The 14,541-nt window shown below is 74.7% G+C and carries 14 protein-coding genes; 6 read left to right on the forward strand and 8 right to left on the reverse strand.

Annotated features, from left to right (window positions below):
• Positions 1-149 precede the first annotated feature (149 nt).
• Entirely contained in the window at positions 150-920 is a 771-nt protein-coding gene (locus tag ACTWJ9_RS01600; RefSeq protein WP_279337832.1) for a ribonuclease BN, read from the forward strand.
• A 70-nt stretch (positions 921-990) separates the two neighbouring features.
• On the opposite strand, the gene ACTWJ9_RS01605 is transcribed toward ACTWJ9_RS01600, so the two are convergent.
• Entirely contained in the window at positions 991-2,055 is a 1,065-nt protein-coding gene (locus tag ACTWJ9_RS01605; protein ID WP_279337833.1) for an MGDG synthase family glycosyltransferase, read from the reverse strand.
• 236 nt (positions 2,056-2,291) lie between these two features.
• On the opposite strand from ACTWJ9_RS01605, the gene ACTWJ9_RS01610 reads away from it, so the two are divergent.
• The 5 genes from ACTWJ9_RS01610 to ACTWJ9_RS01630 all read left to right on the forward strand — a co-directional run bounded on the left by ACTWJ9_RS01610 (position 2,292) and on the right by ACTWJ9_RS01630 (position 8,041).
• A complete protein-coding gene (locus tag ACTWJ9_RS01610; protein ID WP_279332252.1) occupies positions 2,292-3,137 on the forward strand; it encodes an SDR family NAD(P)-dependent oxidoreductase in 846 nt (281 codons plus the stop codon).
• A 13-nt stretch (positions 3,138-3,150) separates the two neighbouring features.
• Positions 3,151-4,053 (forward strand): DMT family transporter, encoded by a 903-nt coding sequence (locus ACTWJ9_RS01615; RefSeq protein WP_279332253.1) that lies wholly within the window; start codon positions 3,151-3,153, stop codon positions 4,051-4,053.
• Between the two features lie 42 nt (positions 4,054-4,095).
• Positions 4,096-4,875, forward strand: coding sequence for a polysaccharide deacetylase family protein (locus ACTWJ9_RS01620; protein ID WP_279332254.1), 780 nt, complete (start codon positions 4,096-4,098; stop codon positions 4,873-4,875).
• Between the two features lie 153 nt (positions 4,876-5,028).
• Positions 5,029-6,663, forward strand: coding sequence for an SDR family oxidoreductase (locus ACTWJ9_RS01625; RefSeq protein ID WP_279332255.1), 1,635 nt, complete (start codon positions 5,029-5,031; stop codon positions 6,661-6,663).
• Between the two features lie 4 nt (positions 6,664-6,667).
• A complete protein-coding gene (locus ACTWJ9_RS01630) occupies positions 6,668-8,041 on the forward strand; it encodes a cryptochrome/photolyase family protein (RefSeq protein ID WP_279332256.1) in 1,374 nt (457 codons plus the stop codon).
• 105 nt (positions 8,042-8,146) lie between these two features.
• On the opposite strand, the gene hypE is transcribed toward ACTWJ9_RS01630, so the two are convergent.
• The 7 genes from hypE to ACTWJ9_RS01665 form a co-directional block, all read right to left on the reverse strand.
• Positions 8,147-9,250, reverse strand: a complete 1,104-nt coding sequence (gene hypE, locus ACTWJ9_RS01635; RefSeq protein WP_387036550.1) for a hydrogenase expression/formation protein HypE — start codon at positions 9,248-9,250, stop codon at positions 8,147-8,149.
• Positions 9,243-10,382 carry a hydrogenase formation protein HypD gene (hypD, locus tag ACTWJ9_RS01640; RefSeq protein WP_279332257.1) on the reverse strand — a complete coding sequence of 380 codons (1,140 nt, stop codon included), beginning with the start codon at positions 10,380-10,382 and terminating at the stop codon, positions 9,243-9,245. Before hypD ends, hypE begins: the two co-directional genes overlap by 8 nt.
• Positions 10,379-10,699, reverse strand: coding sequence for a HypC/HybG/HupF family hydrogenase formation chaperone (locus ACTWJ9_RS01645; protein WP_279332258.1), 321 nt, complete (start codon positions 10,697-10,699; stop codon positions 10,379-10,381). The genes hypD and ACTWJ9_RS01645 overlap by 4 nt, the downstream gene beginning before the upstream one ends.
• A gap of 40 nt (positions 10,700-10,739) precedes the next feature.
• Positions 10,740-13,139 (reverse strand): carbamoyltransferase HypF, encoded by a 2,400-nt coding sequence (gene hypF / locus ACTWJ9_RS01650; RefSeq protein WP_279332259.1) that lies wholly within the window; start codon positions 13,137-13,139, stop codon positions 10,740-10,742.
• Positions 13,136-13,831, reverse strand: coding sequence for a hydrogenase nickel incorporation protein HypB (gene hypB / locus ACTWJ9_RS01655; RefSeq protein ID WP_279332260.1), 696 nt, complete (start codon positions 13,829-13,831; stop codon positions 13,136-13,138). The genes hypF and hypB overlap by 4 nt, the downstream gene beginning before the upstream one ends.
• A gap of 41 nt (positions 13,832-13,872) precedes the next feature.
• Positions 13,873-14,286: a hydrogenase maturation nickel metallochaperone HypA/HybF gene (locus tag ACTWJ9_RS01660; RefSeq protein WP_279332261.1), complete on the reverse strand. Its 414-nt coding sequence runs from the start codon at positions 14,284-14,286 to the stop codon at positions 13,873-13,875.
• Between the two features lie 110 nt (positions 14,287-14,396).
• Positions 14,397-14,522 carry a DUF6893 family small protein gene (locus ACTWJ9_RS01665; protein WP_279332262.1) on the reverse strand — a complete coding sequence of 42 codons (126 nt, stop codon included), beginning with the start codon at positions 14,520-14,522 and terminating at the stop codon, positions 14,397-14,399.
• Positions 14,523-14,541: the final 19 nt, after the last annotated feature.

The raw sequence follows: 14,541 nt of genomic DNA on the forward strand, positions 1-14,541 counted from the left end.
CCGCCCACCACGACGGCCGCATCCAGGTTTGGTCCGTCTGCCGTCAGGTGACACAAACGCGTGTACGCGAGCCGACGAAGGGGCACACCGTGAGGCGTCATCTGGGCACGCTCCGGCACGGATGGGAGTGGCTGGGCGCTCACACCCTGATGCGGCGCGGCCGTGGCCTGGAGCTGATGCACCGGGCCCTGGGGTTCGCCACCCTGGCTCTGGTCACGCTGGCGCCCCTGCTCATCGTGGTCGCCGCCGCCGATCCGCTCGGGCGGGGCGGCTTCGCGTCCTGGCTCGCGGACGGCATGGGCCTGTCCGGCCGGTCCGCGCACCTGCTCACGGAGATCATCAGCCCGCCGCGCGAGGTGGTCGGCACCACCAGCGTGTGGGGCGGGCTGGCACTCGCCGTGTTCGGTGTCCCGCTGGGCGGGAGCATCCAGAACGGCTACGAGCGGATCTGGAACCTGCCTCCCGGGCCGTGGCACCGCATCTGGCGTCAGGCGACCTGGCTGTGCGTCCTGACCGCGTTCCTCTACCAGGAAGTGCTGACCCGCCACGCCCTGCACGGGCCTGAGCGAATCGCCCTCTCGCTGCTGACCGGCGTCCTGTTCTTCTGGTGGGGGCAGCGCTTCCTGCTGGGCGGCCAGGTCCGCTGGTGGCACCTGCTGCCGGGGGCGGTCGCCACCATGGTGGGTCTGATCGGTCTGCGGGGCTTCTCCTACTTCGTCTTCACACCGCTGATCGTCGACAACGCGATCAGCTACGGCACCGTCGGTGTCGTCCTCATCGTCGAGTCGTGGCTCATCGGCGTGGGATTCGTCATCTTCGGCGGCGCCCTGTTCGGCCACTGGCTCCTCGACCACCACGGGCACCGGTTCACCCGGAACCCGCCCGCGCGGGCGGGGACGGAACCGGCCCGGAACGACTGACGCGTACGGCACCTGGCGCAGGGCGAGGCCGTGCACGGCCTCGGCGCCTCTTCCCGGCCGTTCCGGCGGATCACCCGGAGGGCATGCCGGCGAGTGCGGTCACCCGTGCCAGTGCGTCCCCCCGGAAGAGCTCCCGCCCGCGGGCGGTCCGGCGGTCCCGGTACGCGCCGTCCGCCGACAACCGCCGCAGGGCGTGCAGCAAGGCGCCGGCGTCCGGGGCGATCTCCGAGACGCCGAGCGCCGCCATCCGTCGCACCCCCTCCCTTCCGTGCCCGGGCAGCGGGCGGTAGCCCACCACGGGCAGCCCGGAGGCGAGAGCCTGTACGGCGGTCTGACCGGCGGCGTTGTCGACCAGGACGCGGGCCGCACGCAGCAGGCCGGGCATGTCGGTGACCCAGTCCGGTACGAACGTGCCCGGAACCCCGGCCAGGCGGGCCCGCAGGCGTTCGTTCCGGCCGCACAGCACGACCGGGAGGAAACCGGCGGCGGTGAGCAGCCGAGCCGTCCCCTCCAGCGCCGAAGCCGCGCCCCAGGCTCCGGCGGAGAGCACCACGGGCGGGCGGCCGGGTGCGTACCGCTCGAAGCGCAGTCGCCACTCCGCGGCCCCGGCGGCCGGCGCGAGGAAGCCGGGTGCCACGACCGGTCCGGCCGTCTCGGCGGGCACCGCGGTGCTCCGGCCCACGTCCCGCGCGGCCTCGTCGGTGAGGCAGAGGTACAGGTCGTTGCCGGGATGCAGCCACTGCCGGTGGACGGCGAAATCGATCACGAAGACGGCGCTCGGGGGCCGCAGGCACCCCCGGGCCCTCAGGTGACCGGTCAGTTGGGCGGCCAGGTGGAAGACCGGGACCACCACGTCGGCGCCCGTCCGCTCCACGAGGTCCGTCAGACGGCCGCCCGCCAGCCGGGCGAGGGGGACGCCACTGGGGCGGCGGCCCGGACCGGGGCGGAACAGCGCGTGGTAGAGGCCCGCGTACGCCCAGGGGAAGTGCCGTACCGACGACCGGTAGAAGAGGCGCACCGCGGTGCCCAGGCCGTGCGGAAGCAGCCGCAGGAGGTCCACGACCTGTGCCTCGTGGCCCTGTTCCCGGGCACGGCGGGCGAGTTCGCCGGCCACCGTGTCGTGGCCGGCTCCCATGCTCGCGCTGACGATCAGCAGTCGCTGCCCGCCGTCCGCCGACACGCACCGGCGGGGCACCGAGGACGGTGAGTGCACGGGGTGGCGGGTCTCCTTCCGCTGTGCCGGTGAAACATGCTGTCCCGTGTTTCACCGGCGGGGCCCGGGATACTTCTCGGGGTGCCCCCGCCGAACGCCGGGAGCGGCCGCAGGGGGCGGCCTCTCGGGTGTTCTCCCTCGCAGCCAAGGTGCAGCCCATGTCTCACGCTTCTCGTGCCGGCACAGCCGACGTGTTGTTCCCCCGGACGTCCGTCGCCCCGGCCGACGCGGTGCCGGGGTCTCCGGCCGGCGGAGCCGGGCGTCCGGGCGCGGCGCTGGTGACCGGCGCCTCCTCGGGCATCGGCGCCGCCGTGGCCCGGACGCTCTCCGCGAAGGGGTGGCGTCTCGTCCTCACCGGGCGGGACGCGGCACGCCTCCACCACGTCGCGGAACGGGCCCCGGCCTCGGTCTTCCCGGCGGACCTGACCCGGCCCGGCGCCGAGCGGCAGCTGACCCGGTTCGCCCTCGAGTACGCCGGTCGAGTGGATCTTCTGGTGGCCGGCGCCGGCATCGGCTGGGCCGGGGAGTTCCGCGCCATGCCCCCGTCCGCCCTCGAGGAGGTCGTCGAGGTGGACCTCCTGGCCACGCTGCGCCTGGTCCGTGAACTGGTGCCGCACATGGTGGAGGCGGGCTCCGGGCGCGTGGTGCTCATCGGGTCCGTCGCGGGGATGGTGGGCGTGCGGGGAGAGGCCGTGTACTCGGCGGCGAAGGCGGCGCTGGCCGTCTTCGCCGACGCCCTGCGGTACGAACTGCGCGGCAGCGGCGTCGCGGTCAGCCTGGTGGTGCCGGGGGTGGTGGACACTCCGTTCTTCGAGCGGCGCGGCGCCCCCTACCGGCGGGCGTGGCCCCGGCCGGTGCCGCCCGAGCGGGTCGCCGGCGCCGTGTGGAGCGCGGTCTCCCGGAGGCGGGACGAGGTCTACGTCCCCGGCTGGCTGCGGCTGCCCGTCCGGGTGCGCGGCGCGGCACCGGCCCTGTACCGGCGGCTCGCCACCGCGTTCGACTGAACGGTGGTACGGCGTGCTGGTCGTCGTCCTGACCCTGCTGGCGGCGCTGTCCAACGCCTCGTCCTCGGTGCTGCAGCGGCGGGCCGCGGCGGAGGAACCGGAGGGAGGTGCGGGGCTGCGCCAGGCCGTCCGCTGGCTCGGGCGTGTGCTGCTGCGGCCCCATTGGGTGGCGGGTGCCGGGCTGCTCGCGCTGTCCACCGTTCTGCAGGCGGCGGCTCTGGGCATGGGCAGTCTCGCGCTGGTCCAGCCGCTCATGGCCGCCGAGTTGCTGTTCACCCTGGTCGTCGGCAGCGTGGTCTTCCACCGTCGGCCGGACCCCGGCATCTGGCTGGCGTTCGCCGCCCTGGCCGTCGGGCTGTCGCTGTTCCTGATCTCGGCCGCTCCCACCGTCGGCCGGTCCACGGCCTCCGCGGGGCTGTGGACGGTGGCCGCGGGGGTGGTGCTGGGTGCCGTGGCGGTGCTGGTGGTGACGGCCCGTGCGGTGCGGGGCGCGCCGCGCGCGGCGCTGCTGGGGCTGGCGTCCGCGGTCTGCTTCGCCCTGACCGCGGCGCTGCTCAAGGAAATGACCGGCAGGTTTTCGGACGGGCTGGGCGCCCTGCTGGCGTCGTGGCCCCCGTACGCCACCGTCGCCGCCGGAGCCGTCGCCTTTCTGCTGCTCCAGAGCGCGTTCCGGGCCGGGACGCTGGCGGCGTCCCAGCCCGCTCTGACCCTGGGTGACGCGCTGGTGAGCGTGGTGCTGGGGTGGGCGCTGTTCGGGGAGCAGATCGCGCTCGGTGTGCGGGTGGTGCCCGCGGTGGCCGGCGTGGTGCTCATGGGGGTGGGCGCCGCCGGGCTGGCCCGCGCCCCGTTGGTCTCCGGCAGCTGGGACACCGCGGCGCGGCGCCCGGGTACCGACTCGGTCCGGCCGGTGCCGTAGGAATCCCGAGCACCCCGAACACACGGCGAGGAGGCCCAGCCGATGCCCACGTCCCCCGGTCGCTCCCCCGGTCGCTCCCCCGCCCGGCGCGCGGCGGCCGTGCTGGCTCCGCCCGCCGCCGTCGCCGCGGCGCACATCGCCCCGGCGGCCACCTGGCTGCCCGTGGTGCGCCGTCGTCTCCCCCGTCTCGCCGGTGTCGGGCGTCCCGGCCACGTCGCGCTGACCTTCGACGACGGGCCCGATCCCGGGTCCACCCCGTGCTTCCTCGACGCGCTGGAGGCGCTCGGGGTCCGGGCGACCTTCTTCGTCCTGGGCGACAGCGTCGTACGGCATCCCTCCGTGGTGCGGGAGACCGTCCGCCGCGGGCACGAACTGGCCGTGCACGGCTGGAGCCACGACCGTCCCTGGCGGCCGGCCCCGGCGGACGACGTGCGTGCCCTGCTGCGGGCGGCCGGCGCGGTCCGGGAGCTGACGGGCCGGTACCCCCGCTGGTACCGCCCGCCCTACGGCGTCCTCACCTCCGGGCGCTGGGCGGCCGCCCGCGCGGCGGGTCTGCGGCCGGTGCTGTGGACCGCCTGGGGCAGGGACTGGACGGCCGGGGCCACCCCGGCGTCGGTGTGCTCGGCCGTCGCGGCCGGTCTGCGCGGCGGCGGCACCGTCCTCCTGCACGACACGGACAGGATGTCGGCCCCGGGCTGCTGGCGGGCCGCGCTCGGTGCCCTGCCCGGCATCGTGGACGGCTGCCGCGATGCGGGCCTGTCGGTCGGCCCGCTCGCCGAACACGAGGTGCCTCCCGCCGTGCCCCGGTCCCGGTCCCGGTGAGCGGACGGCGGCGTCCGGGGGCGGGCCGTACGGGTGGACGGTCGCCTCCCGGCCGCCGGCCGACTCGCCGCGACGGGCGCGGGCGCGCTGGTGCGGCCATGATCGGCGAGAGGGGGACAATCGGGGCGAACACGAGGAGGAACGATGACGGGCATGGACGGACGGCAAGGACGGCAAGGACGGCAAGGACGACAGGAACCAGAGCGGTTGCACTGTCTGGTCACCGGGGCGTCCGGGTACATCGGCGGACGTCTGGTGCCCGAACTGCTGGAGGCCGGCCATCGCGTCCGTTGCCTGGCCCGTTCCCCGGACAAACTCCGCGACCACCCCTGGGCGGGGGACGTCGAGACGGTGCGGGGCGACGTCACGGACGCGGACTCGGTCGCCGCGGCCCTGCACGGGATCGACGTCGCGTACTACCTGGTGCACGCCCTCGCGGGCGGTTCCGGCTTCGAGGAGACCGACCGCCGTGCGGCCCGTGTCTTCGCCGAGCAGGCGCACGCCGCCGGTGTGCGGCGGATCGTCTACCTGGGCGGGCTCACCCCGCCGGACATGCCCGAAGGATCGCTCTCCCCGCACCTGCGGTCGCGGGCCGAGGTCGGGCGGATCTTCCTCGACGCCCCGGTGCCCGCCACCGTGCTGCGGGCGGCGGTCGTCATCGGCTCGGGGTCGGCCTCCTTCGAGATGCTGCGCTATCTGACCGAGCGGCTGCCGGTGATGGTGACCCCCCGTTGGGTGCACACCCGGACCCAGCCCATCGGGGTGCGGGACGTACTGCACTACCTCGTCGGCTCGGCCACCATGCCGGCCGACGTCGACCGGGCGTTCGACATCGGCGGACCGGACGTCCTCACGTACCAGGACATGATGCGCCGGTACGCCAGCGTCGCCGGGCTGCGGCGGCGGCTCATCGTGTCGGTGCCGGTCCTCACCCCGCGGCTGTCCAGCCTGTGGATCGGCCTGGTCACCCCGGTGCCCGCCGCCCTCGCCCGGCCGCTGACGGAGTCGCTGCGGCACGAGGTGGTCTGCCGGGAGCACGACATCGCCCGGTACGTGCCCGACGCCCCGGGCCGGCCCCTGCCGTTCGATGAGGCGCTGGCGCTGGCCCTGCGGCGGGTGCGGGAGGCACAGGTGGCCACCCGCTGGTCGTCGGCGGCCGTGCCGGGGGCCCCGAGCGATCCGCTGCCCACCGACCCGGACTGGGCCGGCGGCAGCCTCTACCAGGACGAACGGCAGTTGTCGGTCGACGCGTCACCCGAGGCGCTGTGGAAGGTGATCGAGGGCATCGGCGGCGACAACGGCTGGTACTCCTTCCCGCTCGCCTGGGCGGTCAGGGGCTGGCTGGACCGGTTCGTCGGCGGGGTCGGGCTGCGGCGCGGACGGCGTGACGCCGAGCGCCTGCGGGCCGGGGACTCCTTGGACTTCTGGCGGGTGGAGGAGATCGAGCCCGGACGGCTGCTGCGGCTGCGGGCGGAGATGCGACTGCCGGGCCTGGCGTGGCTGGAGATGTACGCCGAGACGGACGCCGGGGGCCGTACCCGCTACCGGCAGCGCGCGCTGTTCCACCCACGCGGTCTGCCGGGCCACGCCTACTGGTGGTCCGTCGCCCCCTTCCACGCCGTCGTCTTCGGCGGCATGGCCCGCAACATCACCCAGGCCGCGGCCAAGGGCATGGGCGCGCGCGGGGCTGAATCCCCGCCGGCCCCGCCGACCGCGTCCGGCCCTCCCCCGTCGGGCGGAGCATCCGGGAACAGCGGCCATCGCACCGCTTCACGACACCAGGAGTGACACCATGACCGTCGCGGTCGTCCTGTTCACCTCGGACCTGCGTCTGCACGACCATCCCCCGCTGCGCGCCGCCCTCGCGGCGGCGGACGAGGTGGTGCCGTTGTTCGTACGCGACCCGGGTGTCCACGCGGCCGGCTTCGACGCGCCCAACCGCAGCGCCTTCCTCGCCGACTGCCTGGCCGACCTGGACGCCTCACTGCGCCGGCGCGGCGGCCGGCTGGTGGTGCGTGCGGGGCCGGTCGTACGGGAGGTCCGCGCGCTCGCCGCGGAGTGCCGAGCCGTTGAGGTGCACATGGCCGCCGGGGTCACCGGGTACGCCCAGCGCCGGGAGGAGCGGCTGCGCGAGGAACTCGGCGACCACGGCGTGGCACTGCGCGTGCACGACGGCGTGATCACCGCCGTGGCGGCGGGGGCGGTGACTCCGGCCGGCTCCGATCACTACGCCGTGTTCACGCCCTACTTCCGCCGCTGGTCGCAGGAGCGGCTGCGGGACACCTGTCCGACACCGCGCACCGTACGCGTCCCGGAGGCGGTGCGCGGTGAGCCGCTGCCGTCCCGCGACGGGCTGTCCGGCCTCTCCCCGGGCCTGCCGTCCGGCGGGGAGACACGGGGGCGTGAGCGGTTCTCCCGGTGGGCCCGCGAGGAACTGTCCGGGTACGAGGACCACCACGACGACCTGGCGGGCGACGCGACCTCCCGGTTGTCGCCGTACCTGCACTTCGGAGCCCTCTCGCCGGTGGAACTCGTCCGGCGGGCCCGCGCGCACGGCGGGCCCGGGGCGGACGCGTTCGTGCGCCAGTTGTGCTGGCGCGACTTCCACCACCAGGTGCTGGCGGCACGGCCGGCGGCCTCCGCCCTGGACTACCGCACCCGGCACGACCGGTGGCGCACCGAGGAGGAGGCGTCCGAGGACATCGCCGCGTGGCGGGAGGGCCGTACCGGGTACCCGGTCGTCGACGCGGCGATGCGCCAGCTGCGTCACGAGGGCTGGATGCACAACCGGGCACGCCTGCTGGCAGCCGGTTTCCTGGCCAAGACCCTGTACGTGGACTGGCGGATCGGCGCCCGGCACTTCCTCGACCTGCTCGTGGACGGCGACATCGTCAACAACCAGCTCAACTGGCAGTGGGTCGCCGGGACCGGCACCGACACCCGCCCCCACCGCGTGCTCAACCCGGTCACGCAGGGCAGACGCCTCGACCCGCGGGGCGCGTACGTACGCCGCTGGGTGCCGGAACTACGGGAGGTGGCGGGCAAGCGCGTCCATGAACCGTGGCTGCTGCCCGAGGACGAACGCGCGCGCCTGGACTACCCCGGGCCGCTGATCGGCCTCGCGGACGGCCTGGCGCGGTTCAAGCACGCACGCGGCCGGGACTGAGGAGAAGAACGTCGTGCCCGGCCCGCACGGCACGGGGTGCGAGCCGGGCACGACGGCCCCGGCCGCCCCGCGGCCCCGTGGTTCCGGGGCCGCGGCCGGCGGTCCTCAGCAGATCCGCGGCAGCTGCTCGCCGAGGGGCAGGTCCACCACCCTGGTGCCGCCCAGCGCGGTGCGGGCGACGACCATACCGGGGTGCGCGTCGGTCACCTCGCCGATCACCGCGGCCTCGGCGCCCAGGGGATGGGCGCGCATGGCGGCCAGGACGGCGTCCGCGTGGGCGGGCGGCACGAACGCCACGAGCTTCCCCTCGTTGGCCACGTACATCGGGTCCAGCCCCAGGACCGCGCACGCGTTGGTCACCGCGTCGGGCACCGGCACGGCGCGTTCCCGCACCACGATCCCGGTGCCGGAGGCGGCGGCGATCTCGTTGAGGGAGGCGGCCAGTCCGCCGCGGGTGGGGTCCCGCAGGGCGTGCAGGTCGGGTGTGACGGCGAGCATCGCCTCGACGAGACCGCCGAGCGGGGCGCAGTCGCTCAGGATCTCCACCCCGAACTCCAGCCCCTCCCGCACGCTCATGATCGCCACCCCGTGGACGCCGATCGCCCCGCTGACGAGGACGACGTCCCCCGGGACCACCCGCCCCGGCCGCAGGTCCACGCCCGGGGGGATCAGTCCGATGCCGGAGGTGTTGATGTAGACGCCGTCGCCGTGGCCGGCCTCGACGACCTTGGTGTCGCCGGTGACGACTTCCACCCCCGCGGCCCGGGCTGCGGCGCCCATCGCCGCGGCGATCCGTCCGACGACGTCCGTGCCGGTGCCCTCCTCGAGGATGAAGCCGCAGGACAGATAGGCGGGTCGGGCCCCGCTCATGGCGAGGTCGTTGACGGTGCCGTTGACCGCGAGGTCCCCGATGCTGCCGCCGGGGAAGAACAGCGGGCGCACCACGAAGGAGTCGGTGGAGAAGGCCAGCTTGGCCCCGCCGAGTTCCAGGGCGGCGGAATCGGTCAGCGCCTCCGGTGCCGGGCCGCCGAAGGCGGGGGTGAAGAGCTGCTCGACGAGCTCGGCGGACAGGGCTCCGCCGCCGCCGTGGCCCATGACGATCCGCGGCTGGTCGCGCAGCGGTACGGGGCAGGTCCAGTTGAGCATGTCCGGGCGGGTGTCCTCGGCCTGCCGGACGGCGCCGGGGACGGTGCCGGTGGTGTCAGACAACGGGGCTGCCCTCCAGGGACGCGGCCGGCCTCGCCGGGGTGTTCAGCTCGAGCCGCCGGTAGAGGTAGTACGCGGCGCAGGCACCCTCGCTGGAGACCATGGTGGCGCCGAGCGGTGAGCGCGGGGTGCAGGTGGTTCCGAACGCCTCGCACTCGTGCGGCTTGAGCAGCCCTTGCAGCACTTCGCCGCTGCGGCAGGCGGCCGGTTCGCGGGTGGTGATGCCGTCGACGGCGAAGCGGTGCTCGGCGTCGTAGTCGCGGTAGCGCGAGGAGAGCCGCCAGCCGCTGTCCGGGATGACGCCGATGCCGCGCCAGGCGCGGTCGGTGACCTCGAAGACGTCGTCGAGCATGGCCCGGGCCGCCGGGTTGCCCTCCGGACGCACGGCGCGCGGGTAGGCGTTGTCGACGGTGTGCTCACCGCGTTCCAGCTGGCGGACGGTACGGCGGACGCCTTCCAGGATGTCGAGCGGTTCGAACCCGGTGACGACGATGGGCACGCCGAAGCGCTCGGCGAGTCCCGGGTACTCGTCCATCCCCATGACGCTGCACACGTGTCCGGCGGCGAGGAACGCCTGCACCCGGCAGTCCGGCGACTGCATGATCGCCTCGATCGCCGGCGGCACCCGTACGTGCGAGACCAGCAGGCTGAAGTTGCGGATGCCGAGCTTGCGCGCCTGGTACACCGTCATCGCGTTGGGCGGGGCGGTCGTCTCGAAGCCGATGCCGAAGAAGACCACCTGCCGGTCCGGGTTCTGCTGGGCGACGCGCAGCGCGTCGAGCGGGGAGTAGACGACCCTGACGTCCCCGCCGGTGCCGCGCACCTGGAACAGGTCGCGTCCGGTGCCGGGCACGCGGAGCATGTCGCCGAAGGAGCAGAAGATGACGTCGGGGCGGGAGGCGATCTCCAGCGCCTTGTCGATCACCTCCAGCGGGGTGACGCAGACGGGACAGCCCGGGCCGTGGATCAGCTCGACCTCCTCGGGGAGGAGCTGGTCGATGCCGTGCCGGATGATGGTGTGGGTCTGGCCGCCGCAGACCTCCATCAGCGCCCACGGGCGGGTGACGGTGGCCCGGATGTCGTCCAGCAGCCGTTCGGCGAGGTCGGGGTCCTGGAACTCCTCGATGTACTTCACTGCTGTGCCTCCGGGGCGGTGGTGTGGTGCGGGGGCTGCTGCGCGGCGCCCTGGGCGGCCGCCTGTTCCCAGGGGTCGCCGAACTCCTCCTGGAGCATGCCGAGGTTCTCGAACAGCTCCAGGGTTCTGCGGGCCGATTCCTCGTCGAGCCGCTGGAGCGCGAACCCGACGTGGACGATGGCGTATTCACCGGCCTTCAGGTCCGGCAGGTACTCCAGGCACACCTCTTTGACGACTCCTCCGAAGTCGACCGTGGCCATCCGGGTTCCGTCCCGGTCCTCGACGTCCAGCACTCTGCCGGGTACCGCAAGACACATGCGTTCTCTCCTCACTGTCGCGGGTTCGGGTGCGGCTGCGTCACCCGGTGGCGGCGGCTCCGGTACGGGCGGCCACCATGAGCTGGCCCACGGCGAGCCCTCCGTCGCCCGGCGGGATGCGCCGGTGGCGCAGCACGGTGAAGCCGTCGGCGCGCAGCCGGGTCGCGCACGCCGACGAGAGCAGCACGTTGGCGAACACCCCTCCGGTCAGGGCCACCGTCTCCAGGCCGAGTTCGCCGCGGGCCAGACGGCACACCTCCCGCACGAGCCCGGCGACGGCGTGGTGGAAGCGCGCCGCGACCAGGGACGGCCGGACGCCGCCCCGCACGTCGTCGACGACCGCGGCCAGCAGGGGCGCGGGGTCGGCGGTGCGGGGGGTGCCGTTCCCGCCGGTGAGCCGGAAGGTGTAGCGGGCGTCGTCCGCACAGGCGTCGGCCGTCACCGCGGCGGCCTCGAGTTCGACGGCGGCCTGCGCCTCGTACCCCGCGTGGTGGCACACTCCGGCGAGGGAGGACACGGCGTCGAAGAGGCGGCCCATGCTCGAGGTGGGCGGGCAGTTCAGCCCGCGCGTCAACTGCTGCTCGAGAAGGCGGAGTTCGTCGGGCGGGCAGGCGGCCTCGCACGGCAGGTCCCCGTCCCACGGGACGCCCGCGGCGCGCAGATGGGCCAGGGCCATCCGGTACGGGCGCCGGACGGCGGTGTCCCCGCCGGGCAGCGGCACGTAGGCGAGGTGCGCGAAGCGGGAGAAGCCGGTGTAGTCCGCTGCCAGGAACTCACCGCCCCACACGGCCCGGTCGTCCCCGTGGCCGGTGCCGTCGAAGGCGACCCCGAGGACGGGGTGGCTGCCGTCGAGGCCGTGCTCGGCCATGGCGGACGCGACGTGGGCGTGGTGGTGCTGGACGCGCAGGACGGGCCGTCCGGCGGCGTGCCGTTCGGCCCAGCGGCCCGAGCGGTAGGCGGGGTGGCGGTCGGCGACCAGACGTGCGGGCCGGACCCCGGTGATCGCCTCCAGTTGCCGCTCGGCGCGGGCGAAGGCCTGTTGGGTGGCGAGGTCGTCCATGTCCCCGATGTGCGCCGACAGCCAGGCCCTGCGGTCCTCACCGAGGCAGAAGGCGTTCTTGAGGTCGCCGCCGACGGCGAGTGCCGGGGTCACGGGGACGGGCAGGGTGAGCGGCAGCGGGGCGTGGCCGCGGGAGCGGCGCAGGGTCAGCGGCTCGCCGTCGCAGATCCGCATCACCGAGTCGTCGCACGGTACGTGGATCGGCCGGTCGTGCAGCAGCCAGGCGTCCGCCAGGCCGGACAGCCGTTCCAGGGCCTCCGCGTCGTCGGTGACGATGGGTTCGCCGGCGAGGTTCCCGCTGGTCATGACCAGCAGTCGTGACGGCGTGGAGCCGTGGTCGTCGTCGGCTTCGAGCAGCAGGTGGTGCACGGGGGTGTACGGGAGCATGACGCCGAGGTCGGGGCTGCCGGGGGCGACCTCCCGGGCGGGCCACGGGCGGCCGGGGTCCTGGGCGCCGGTGCGGCGGCGCCGCATCAGGACGATGGGCCGCTCCTTGGCGGTGAGCAGCTCGCGCTCCGCCGGTCCGGCGTGGACCAGGTGGGCGATGTCGGCGACGTCCCGGGCCATCAGGGCGAACGGCTTGTCCCCGCGGGCCTTGCGGCGGCGCAGTTCGGCCACGGCCCGGGGGTCGGTCGCGTCGCAGGCCAGGTGGTAGCCGCCCAGGCCCTTCACCGCGAGGATCGCCCCGGCGGCGAGCAGGTCACGCGCGGCGCGGATCGGGTCGGCGGGTTCGGGGCCGGAGGGTTCGGGGCCGCCGCCTTTCCCGGGGGCCACGGTCAGCCGTAACCGCGGCCCGCAGGCGGGGCAGGCCACGGGCTGCGCGTGGAAGCGGCGGTCGGCCGGGTCGGCGTACTCCCGGGCGCAGTCGGCGCACAGGGGGAAGCCGGCCATGGTCGTGTGGTCGCGGTCGTAGGGGAGGCCGGTGACGATGGTGAACCGCGGCCCGCAGTGCGTGCAGGTGATGAACGGGTGCCGGTGGCGCCGGTCCGCCGGGTCGGTGAGTTCGGCGAGGCAGTCGTCGCAGGTCGCGGTGTCCGGCGAGACGAGCGTGCGGGCGGGGCCGCCGGCGCGTGAGGGGACGATGGAGAATCCGTCGGCGCCGGTGGTGGGCACCTCGGTGGCGTCGACCGACTCGACGAGCGCCAGCGGCGGGGCGTCGGGGGCGATGCGCGCGCAGAACCGGTCCACGGACGAGGGATCGCCCTCGACCTCGACGACGACGCCGTCCGCGGTGTTGGTCACATGGCCGGAGAGCCTGAGTTCGGTGGCCAGGGTGTACAGGTACGGCCGGAAGCCGACGCCCTGCACCACGCCCCGCACGACGACCCGGCTGCGCCGCGGGGCCGGCGCGCGGTCGGCCACGGGCTGGGGAGCGGTCACGCCTGCGCCCTGGCCATCACCGGGGCGTGGGGCGCGGTGCCCTGCGCCGCCGCGAGCGCCCGGTCGAGCAGCGTGCCCACGCCCGCTCCGGTGCGCACGGAGGTGAGGACCACCTCCACGCCGGGGTTGACCTGCTGGACGCCTGCGCGGAAGGCCGCCTCGTCGAAGTCCGCGGGTGCGGCCAGGTCGGTCTTGGTGACGATCACGAGCTGGGCGAGGCCGAAGGCCGTCGGGTACTTGAGCGGCTTGTCCTCCCCCTCGGTCACGGAGGCGAGCACGACCCGCAGCGACTCGCCGAGGTCGTACGAGGCCGGGCAGACCAGGTTGCCCACGTTCTCCACGAACAGCAGCCGGGTGTGCTCGGGGAGCCAGCCGTCAAGGTGCCCGGCGAGCATGTCCGCCTCCAGGTGGCACAGCCCGTCGGTGAGGACCTGCTTGACGGGGGCGCCGGAGCGGGCGAGCCGTTCGGCGTCGTTCTCGGTCGCCAGGTCCGCGGTGAGCGCGGCGACGGTGACCTGGCGTTCCCGGGCCAGCAGCAGTTCGCGTTCCAGCAGGGCGGTCTTGCCGCTGCCGGGGCTGGAGAGCAGGTTGACGACCGTGGTGCCGCGGGCGGCCAGCTCGGAGCGCAGCAGCCGGGCGACGGTCGTGTTCTTGGCGAGGACCGCCTGTTGGAGATCGACGACTTTGCACATGGTTCGGCTCACCTCGAAGACGGGTTACCTCGAAGACGGGTTCACGTGGTGCCGGCCGGCCGCGGCGTGGCCGGCGCGGACTGCCGTTCGGGGGCGGGCTGTTGTTCCCGGGCGGCCCACCGCACCTCGCTGATGCGCAGTTCGCGGCCGGAGAGCAGTTCGGCCGCGGCCTGTCCGCAGCCGGGGCACAGCAGGCGGGGAGGCATGCCGACCTCCCACACCTCGCCGCACCCGGTGCAGCGCGCCGTGCCGGGGACGGTCCGGGTGGTCAGTTCGGCACCTTCCAGGACGGTGCCGGCGCAGGCCAGTTCGAAGCAGAAGGCGAGCGCGTCCGGGACGACGCCGGCCAGTTCGCCCACGTCGAGGGCCACGTGTGCGACGCCCGTGGCCCCGGCGGGCCGGGCCGCCTGTTCCACCTGGTCGACGACGGCCAGCGCGATGGACATCTCGTGCATCGGTCTCCGTCCTGCGCCCGTGACTGCCTGTCCGGCGCCCATTACAGACGCGCCTCCCCGGGCCGGCCGACCGGCGCGCCGGGATCACACGCCTGCGTGGGCCGTTCGGTTCACATCCTGCGCATCCGCAGGTATCGCCTGACGTCGGGGAGGACTCCCCTGACGAGGACGGCGAGGGCGGTGACGGCAGTGGCCGCGGTGGCGGCGGCAGCGCCGCCGACGAGGGTCTTCTTCACGGGGTGCTCCTTGTTCCTT

The organism is Streptomyces sp. GDS52 (assembly GCF_052246875.1).
Taxonomy (GTDB): domain Bacteria; phylum Actinomycetota; class Actinomycetes; order Streptomycetales; family Streptomycetaceae; genus Streptomyces; species Streptomyces cathayae.

Coding starts and splice junctions, on each gene's coding strand:
- ACTWJ9_RS01600 (WP_279337832.1), top strand. CDS start 150: ATGCGGCGCGGCCGTGGCCTGGAGCTGATGCACCGGGCCCTGGGGTTC.
- ACTWJ9_RS01605 (WP_279337833.1), bottom strand. CDS start 2,055: ATGGGAGCCGGCCACGACACGGTGGCCGGCGAACTCGCCCGCCGTGCC.
- ACTWJ9_RS01610 (WP_279332252.1), top strand. CDS start 2,292: ATGTCTCACGCTTCTCGTGCCGGCACAGCCGACGTGTTGTTCCCCCGG.
- ACTWJ9_RS01620 (WP_279332254.1), top strand. CDS start 4,096: ATGCCCACGTCCCCCGGTCGCTCCCCCGGTCGCTCCCCCGCCCGGCGC.
- ACTWJ9_RS01625 (WP_279332255.1), top strand. CDS start 5,029: ATGGACGGACGGCAAGGACGGCAAGGACGGCAAGGACGACAGGAACCA.
- ACTWJ9_RS01630 (WP_279332256.1), top strand. CDS start 6,668: ATGACCGTCGCGGTCGTCCTGTTCACCTCGGACCTGCGTCTGCACGAC.
- ACTWJ9_RS01645 (WP_279332258.1), bottom strand. CDS start 10,699: ATGTGTCTTGCGGTACCCGGCAGAGTGCTGGACGTCGAGGACCGGGAC.
- hypB (WP_279332260.1), bottom strand. CDS start 13,831: ATGTGCAAAGTCGTCGATCTCCAACAGGCGGTCCTCGCCAAGAACACG.
- ACTWJ9_RS01660 (WP_279332261.1), bottom strand. CDS start 14,286: ATGCACGAGATGTCCATCGCGCTGGCCGTCGTCGACCAGGTGGAACAG.